General features: G+C 41.4%; 9 protein-coding genes. 4 read left to right on the top strand and 5 right to left on the bottom strand.

Features of this window, described 5'->3' with window-relative positions:
- Positions 1 to 6 precede the first annotated feature (6 nt).
- From ACNPNW_RS18705 to ACNPNW_RS18715, 3 genes are all read left to right on the top strand, one after another.
- Complete coding sequence (locus ACNPNW_RS18705; protein ID WP_305158405.1) at positions 7 to 603, top strand: DNA-3-methyladenine glycosylase I; 597 nt, start codon at positions 7 to 9, stop codon at positions 601 to 603.
- Positions 593 to 1,621 carry an NADPH-dependent aldehyde reductase Ahr gene (gene ahr / locus ACNPNW_RS18710; protein WP_338840241.1) on the top strand — a complete coding sequence of 343 codons (1,029 nt, stop codon included), beginning with the start codon at positions 593 to 595 and terminating at the stop codon, positions 1,619 to 1,621. Before ACNPNW_RS18705 ends, ahr begins: the two co-directional genes overlap by 11 nt.
- A gap of 515 nt (positions 1,622 to 2,136) precedes the next feature.
- Positions 2,137 to 3,204, top strand: a complete 1,068-nt coding sequence (locus ACNPNW_RS18715; RefSeq protein WP_420938115.1) for an RNA-guided endonuclease InsQ/TnpB family protein — start codon at positions 2,137 to 2,139, stop codon at positions 3,202 to 3,204.
- 5 nt (positions 3,205 to 3,209) lie between these two features.
- On the opposite strand, the gene ACNPNW_RS18720 is transcribed toward ACNPNW_RS18715, so the two are convergent.
- From ACNPNW_RS18720 to ACNPNW_RS18740, 5 genes are all read right to left on the bottom strand, one after another.
- On the bottom strand, positions 3,210 to 3,854 hold the full coding sequence (locus ACNPNW_RS18720; RefSeq protein WP_448767345.1) for an START domain-containing protein: 645 nt from the start codon (positions 3,852 to 3,854) through the stop codon (positions 3,210 to 3,212).
- A gap of 56 nt (positions 3,855 to 3,910) precedes the next feature.
- Positions 3,911 to 4,732, bottom strand: a complete 822-nt coding sequence (gene dapB / locus ACNPNW_RS18725; RefSeq protein WP_448767346.1) for a 4-hydroxy-tetrahydrodipicolinate reductase — start codon at positions 4,730 to 4,732, stop codon at positions 3,911 to 3,913.
- A gap of 317 nt (positions 4,733 to 5,049) precedes the next feature.
- Complete coding sequence (locus tag ACNPNW_RS18730; protein WP_180001686.1) at positions 5,050 to 5,370, bottom strand: HigA family addiction module antitoxin; 321 nt, start codon at positions 5,368 to 5,370, stop codon at positions 5,050 to 5,052.
- Positions 5,371 to 5,382: 12 nt separating this feature from the next.
- The gene (locus ACNPNW_RS18735; RefSeq protein ID WP_180001687.1) at positions 5,383 to 5,679 is read right to left on the bottom strand and encodes a type II toxin-antitoxin system RelE/ParE family toxin; all 297 of its coding nucleotides are present in this window, start codon (positions 5,677 to 5,679) and stop codon (positions 5,383 to 5,385) included.
- Positions 5,680 to 6,069: 390 nt separating this feature from the next.
- A complete protein-coding gene (locus ACNPNW_RS18740) occupies positions 6,070 to 6,291 on the bottom strand; it encodes a hypothetical protein (RefSeq protein WP_448767347.1) in 222 nt (73 codons plus the stop codon).
- A gap of 45 nt (positions 6,292 to 6,336) precedes the next feature.
- Between ACNPNW_RS18740 and ACNPNW_RS18745 the strand changes: the two genes are divergently transcribed.
- Positions 6,337 to 6,626, top strand: a 290-nt coding sequence (locus tag ACNPNW_RS18745) for a transposase-like zinc-binding domain-containing protein (protein ID WP_448767167.1), incomplete at its 3' end; no start/stop codon positions are given.

Below are 6,626 nucleotides of genomic sequence, written 5' to 3' on the forward strand. Positions count from 1 at the left end.
CATCACATGACTGTGCAACGCTGTGGCTGGTGCTCCGATGATCCATTGTATATCGCCTACCATGATCAGGAATGGGGACAGGCACTGCTGGATGAAAATCGCCTGTTTGAAATGCTATGTCTGGAAGGACAGCAGGCTGGTCTGGCCTGGATTACCGTTCTCAGAAAACGTGAAGCTTATCGTGAACATTTTTTTCAATATTCGATTGAATCTATCGCCTCACTTACAGATCAACAACTCCAACTGAAACTCGAAGATGCTAGCCTGATACGGCATCGTGGCAAACTCAATGCCATTCGGGAAAATGCCCAAGCCTGGCTGAAACTAAAACAGCAAGGCATCAATCCGGTGGATTGGCTCTGGTCTTTTGCCCAGCAACCGCGACTGAATAATGATGTTGTGGATTATCGGCAAGCACCCGCTCAAACCATTGAGAGCCAGAAGATGTCTAAAGCCCTTAAACAGGCCGGTTTTAAATTTGTCGGACCCACCATTTGCTATGCCTTTATGCAGGCCGTTGGTATGGTCGATGACCATGAAAATCATTGTGACTTTAAAACAATATCCTCCCATTTAAATAAGAGTCGAAATCATGTCGAATAATATTATTCAAGCTTATGCAGCCATGTCTGCAAGTGCGGAACTTGAACCTTATCAGTTTGATGCCGGAGAACTGCAACCGCATCAGGTCGAAGTCAAAGTAGAATACTGCGGTCTCTGTCATTCCGATATTTCAGTGATCAATAATGACTGGGGTTCTTCAGTGTATCCGGTTGTAGCAGGACATGAGATTATTGGTACCATTACCCATCTTGGTGCAGAAGCCAAAGGCCTGAAAGTTGGTCAACGAGTGGGAATCGGCTGGACAGCGGAAAGCTGCCAATATTGCGATCCCTGCATTTCAGGTCAGCAGGTGCTGTGTACTGGCGGTCAGGTGGCTACCATTATCGGACATGCCGGTGGTTTTGCCGACAAAGTGCGTGCCGGATGGCAATGGGTCATTCCCCTACCTGAAGATCTTGATCCTGAAAGTGCGGGTCCCCTGCTCTGTGGCGGAATTACCGTATTCGATCCGATCCTAAAACATCAGATTCAGGCTATTCATCATGTTGGCGTAATTGGGATTGGCGGTTTGGGTCATATCGCGATTAAACTACTCAAAGCTTGGGGCTGTGAAATTACTGCGTTCACATCGAACCTGGATAAAACTGATGAACTGAAAGCCATGGGTGCTGACCATGTGGTGAACAGTCGTGATGTCGCTGCGTTAAAGGCCCAGCGAGGCAAGTTTGATTTATTACTGAGTACTGTCAATGTCACCTTGAATTGGCAGGCTTATCTGGCAACTTTGGCGCCGAATGGCAGTGTGCATATGCTGGGTTTACCACTTGAGCCGATGCAGATTCCGGCAGGCATGCTGATTGGCGGAGCTAAATCCGTCACCGGTTCACCGACGGGTTCGCCGGCTGCCCTGCGCCAGCTGCTGAAATTTGCTGCACGTAAAAATATTGCTCCGCAAATTGAACTGTTCCCGATGTCACAGCTGAACCAAGCGATTGAACATCTGCATTCTGGCAAAGCCCGTTACCGGATTGTACTTAAAGCGGATTTTATAGTTTAAATCCTGCCTGTCTCAAGCTGTTAAAAAGACCCAGAAATTGAGTAATGCCAGTCAGTTAAGAAATTGACTGGCATTTTCTTTTTTAAATTCAGTATTATATTTAATAGGTGGGAAAGTCATCCGCAACTGTTCGAGGCAGGACTACATTAAAAAATGATTGTTTCTGCGACAAATTTACTAATGGATGCTGGCTGACGAGTTTTGTGGGGAGGACTATTGCTCTGCAAGATGCCTTCCTGGCGAAGCTCCGCTTATCATTTGAGCGAAACCAAAGTAACAAATGATATTGCAAATATTTGATTTAAAAAGTTAAAACTTTCTCGTGAACGACTGAAAAGTTAAAGAAACTATTTCTAAATTCCTTAACTGATCAGCATTACAGCAATTGGGTCTTTTTTATCAAATGGAGCGTAAAACGCTGTCTTTCAGGTCAGAGATATAAGAGACACGACATGAAATGTCGTTTAATTTTTAAGAATCAATAATTTTAATTTAACATGAGCTAATATAAGCCTATGAAAACACTTAAATTACGCATAAAAGACAAACATTGCAAGGTGCTAAATCAGTTAGCATCCGAGGTGAACTTTGTCTGGAATTATGTGAATGATTTAAGTTTCAAACACCTTACAAGAACAGGTGACTTTTTCTCAGCATTTGATATGACTAAATACACAAAAGGAACTTCAAAACTGTGTGGTTTGCATAGTCAAACAGTACAAGGGATAACAGAAGAATATGTTAATAAAAGAAGACAGCACAAGAAAGCAAAGCTGAAATGGCGTGTAAGTAATAAGAAGTCGGCAAGACGTTCACTTGGTTGGATACCATTTAAAAAAGTAGCGATTAAATATGCTGATGGATATGTGCAATATGGCAAGTATCAATTCAAACTGTGGGATAGCTACGGTATAAGTAAATACAGCGTTAGAACAGGCTCATTCGTTGAGGATAGTCGTGGGCGCTGGTACGTGTGCCTTGTTGTCGATTCACCCAAGCAAGACAAACCAACTGTAACTCAAGCGATTGGTATTGATCTTGGTCTAAAAGACATTGCTACCTGTTCAGATGGTACGGTCATTTCAAATCCCAAGTTCTATCAAAAATACGAGCAGAAATTAGGGATTGCTCAAAGAGCAAAAAATAAAAAACGTGTACGTGCATTACACGCCAAGATTGCGAATTGCCGAAAAGACCATTTGCACAAAGCAAGCACCATGCTTGTTAGGAAAAATGCATTGATTGTTGTTGGTGATCTGAGTGCGAAAAAACTTGTAAAAACCAAAATGGCAAAATCGGTTTTAGATACAGGATTTTCAGCACTTAAAACAATGCTCAAGTATAAATGCGAGAACGCAGGGGTATTGTTTGAAGAAGTGAGTGAGAGGTTCACAACCCAAATCTGTTCGTGCTGTGGTGAGATCACCGCAAGCAGTCCGAAAGGTAGAGCAGATTTGCGAATAAGAGTATGGGAATGTGAATGCGGTAGTTTAAATCAACGTGATTTAAATTCTGCTAAGAACATACTTGCGCTTGGGCATAAGCGTCTAGCAGTAGGAATCACCTCCGTTTTAGGGATGTGAGGATGTCAATGCAGGGCTTCAGGCAAGACCGCAATAGATGAAGGCTTGGCCAGCTCGGTCTTCATTTTCTGCAGCATCTGATAAGGCTGCTGTTGCACGAACATATTTACGAAGGTCAAAGGAATGGAACCTTCCGGATTGGCATAACCATAGGTAGAGACCTTGACCTTATTATTAGCCAGCTTCTGAAAAGTCCAGTCGCCCTGATAATCGGTTAAACGCACATAATCCGGGTTTAAAGGATAGGCACTCTGGATGGCTTTATTCTTGATGGTGATCTGGCCATTGGCTTCCTTGATCATCTTGCCCTGTACAATCAGGTCACGGTCTTTTAAGGGAAATGGAAAATCCAGCACCATATACAGGGTAAAGTCGCCTTTTTTATCATCGCGGGACAGGACCTTGATGCTACCCATATAGGGAACCCACTGTACTGCATGCTCGACATTCAGAATCAGGGACACGGCATTTTCAATGGGCGCGGTATAGGTGGTTTCAGCTTTATAGAGAAAGACCGGGTTTTGTTCACTCTGGTAGGTCCAGACCTTGATATTATTTTTATGAATACTGAGTTTAGGCGTCCCAACAGGCTTTGCCTGCGCAATGGCGCCAAGCGCCACTGCACAGAGCAGGAAAATCATTTTTTGCATTTTTTATTCGTCTTATTTTAGTTTTATACTTTTCTATAAATGATTTTAACTCGGTTTTAAACCTGAATATCGTTAAAACCAAGCACGTCTTTCATATCATATTTACGCGCTTCACGGCCTACGACCCAAGCTGCAGCACGTACCGCACCAGAAGCAAAGTTCATCCGGTTAGTCGCTTTATGAGTAATTTCCACACGTTCCCCATCAGCAATAAACATTGCAGTATGTTCACCGACAATATCGCCACCGCGAATGGTCTGGAAGCTAATACTTTTACGCTCACGCGGACCGGTATGACCTTCACGGCAATATACGGCATCTTCTTTTAAGTCACGACCCAAAGTTTCCGCAATCGCCTCACCCCACATCAAAGCTGTACCTGACGGTGCATCTACTTTGTGACGGTGATGTGCTTCAATCACTTCGATATCAACCGTATCGCCAAAAACTTTAGAGGCCAGTTCAAGCAGTTTGATCGACACGTTTACACCTACTGAATAGTTTGCTGCATAAACTACAGGAGTTTCTGTCGCAGATTGATCCAGATAGGCTTTTTGCTCGTCATTCATACCCGTGGTACCAATTACGATGGCAACACCTGCTTCACGGCAGATTTTCAGATGATTGACGGTCGCTGCTGGCGCAGTGAAATCAATCACGACATCACAGTCTTCGACTACATCGGTAAGGCTACCCACGACCTTAACACCTGTTGCGCCAATTCCGGCAAGTTCACCAGCATCTGCGCCTAATAGTGTACTTTCAGGGCGTTCTACCGCAGCCGCCAATTGATAACCTGCTTCATACACAGCCTGAATAAGGATACGCCCCATACGACCGCCTGCACCCAAGATCCCAATGCGTGGTGTAGCTGACATAACATAGTCCTGATGTTGATCCAAAATTGCTCTTACTATAACAAAACTGCGGAATAACACTAAGATGCATTGCATAAAAATCAATGAAAATATTCAAAGAGTCAAATCACTGATATTAATAAAAGTACTTCATAAGTGTACATATAAAATCAACAATCCATAAGTAAGAACATATGGGCATCATTGGGTAGAATAAAATCATATGATGTTTGAAGAAAATGAGTAGTTAATTATCTGTATTATGTAGCAACTGCTACAAAACATAATAATTAATTAGTTAGAAAAAAGCCGAGATTAACTCGGCATTCTTTTTTGGCTTACGCCATTGCATGAACAATAGGCGCATGAATCACTTGCAATGGCCGATTCTTTACTTTTTCCCGAGCCTGCCACATATCATACTTAGCTTGCATCTGTAACCACAGATCAGCACGACCACCACGTTCAATGCCCAACCATGCTTCAATACGTAACGCCATCTCAGGTGATATAGCCGCTTTCTCATTGAGTACACGCGATAATGCCGCACGGGATACGCCAAGCTGTTTAGCCGCTTCGGTTACGGTTAAAGCCAGTGATGGTAAAATATCTTCTCGCAAAATTTCCGCTGGATGTGGGGGGTTAAACATTTGTGACATAGCACACCTCTCTTAATGATAATCCTGATAATCAACTAAAATGGCATCTTCATTTTCAAACTTAAATGTTAAACGCCAGTTTCCATTCACTGATACAGAATAATGCTTCTCGACATCTTGGTTTTTAGGGTTTTTACCTGTTAGTGGGTGTAAGCTCCAGCCCAGAACATCCATATCAGAGGGTGATGTAGAGGTATCTAATACCAACAATTGACGGCGTAGTTTTTTGGCATGTGCTGGCTGTATGCCTGCGGTTGAACCTGTTTCAAAAAACTTTTTCAATCCTTTATGCCGAAACGACTTAATCATGCAAATCACTCTGTCAGAATGACTTTTATTGTATAGTGTAACGCCTCACTTATCAACAGGTCTTGGTTTGTGCTGTTGTTATACAATGTCGTATTCATCAATAAAATTTTTCAAAAGCATGGTCAAGCCAAAAAGTGATTTGGACAAAATCAAATTTTTTGTCCATAGAAAAGCATGTCTATATGGTCAAAATGAATATTTATATAAAATAATATAATTCAATAACTTGGTACATATCCACATAAAACAACTTATGGAATGTAAATATTTTAATCAAGCTTAAGAAGTTAGGCAATCACTTCCATCAAAGCTATACGATGTAGATCAACTTGACTGTCATATAGACTGGCAAAATCTCCACTAAAAATTTGATGTTTCTTAATTTTATCTTTAAATAACTTTATGATTTAGCTTAAATAATTGATTTATAGAAGTATAGAATGTACGGCCATCTAAGTTTAAATCTACCTCAACTCCAGATGAAAGAAGAACTCTTTTACCCACTTCAATTCTTTTTAAACCCTGACGTGTATTTTGCATTTTATTGAGAGGAATTAACGAAACAATAATTTCAGTACCATTTTTAGATTTTGCAATTAGGTGGTGTTTCAAAAAGTATGCTGAAAAAAACAATATGGCTTTTGATAAAATAGAGGTATGAAAATAACGCTACAAATCAAATGTCCTACCTGTCTAAGTAACAATATAAAGAGAAATGGCATCAAAGTAGATGGGAAACAAAACCATCAGTGCAAAGATTGCAAACGTCAGTTTATTGGTGATCATGCATTAAGCTATCAAGGGTGTAACTCAGGTATTACCGGCAAGATATTACATTTGATGGTCAGAGGAAGCGGTGTTAGAGATATTGCTGAAGTCGAGCGTATCAGCATTGGCAAGGTATTACGAACCTTAAGTGAATCGATCTATCAGATTCAGCCTAAACA

The sequence above is a fragment of the Acinetobacter endophylla genome (genome assembly GCF_053543775.1).

Coding starts and splice junctions, on each gene's coding strand:
- ACNPNW_RS18705 (WP_305158405.1), top strand. CDS start 7: ATGACTGTGCAACGCTGTGGCTGGTGCTCCGATGATCCATTGTATATC.
- ahr (WP_338840241.1), top strand. CDS start 593: ATGTCGAATAATATTATTCAAGCTTATGCAGCCATGTCTGCAAGTGCG.
- ACNPNW_RS18715 (WP_420938115.1), top strand. CDS start 2,137: ATGAAAACACTTAAATTACGCATAAAAGACAAACATTGCAAGGTGCTA.
- ACNPNW_RS18720 (WP_448767345.1), bottom strand. CDS start 3,854: ATGCAAAAAATGATTTTCCTGCTCTGTGCAGTGGCGCTTGGCGCCATT.
- dapB (WP_448767346.1), bottom strand. CDS start 4,732: ATGTCAGCTACACCACGCATTGGGATCTTGGGTGCAGGCGGTCGTATG.
- ACNPNW_RS18730 (WP_180001686.1), bottom strand. CDS start 5,370: ATGTCACAAATGTTTAACCCCCCACATCCAGCGGAAATTTTGCGAGAA.
- ACNPNW_RS18735 (WP_180001687.1), bottom strand. CDS start 5,679: ATGATTAAGTCGTTTCGGCATAAAGGATTGAAAAAGTTTTTTGAAACA.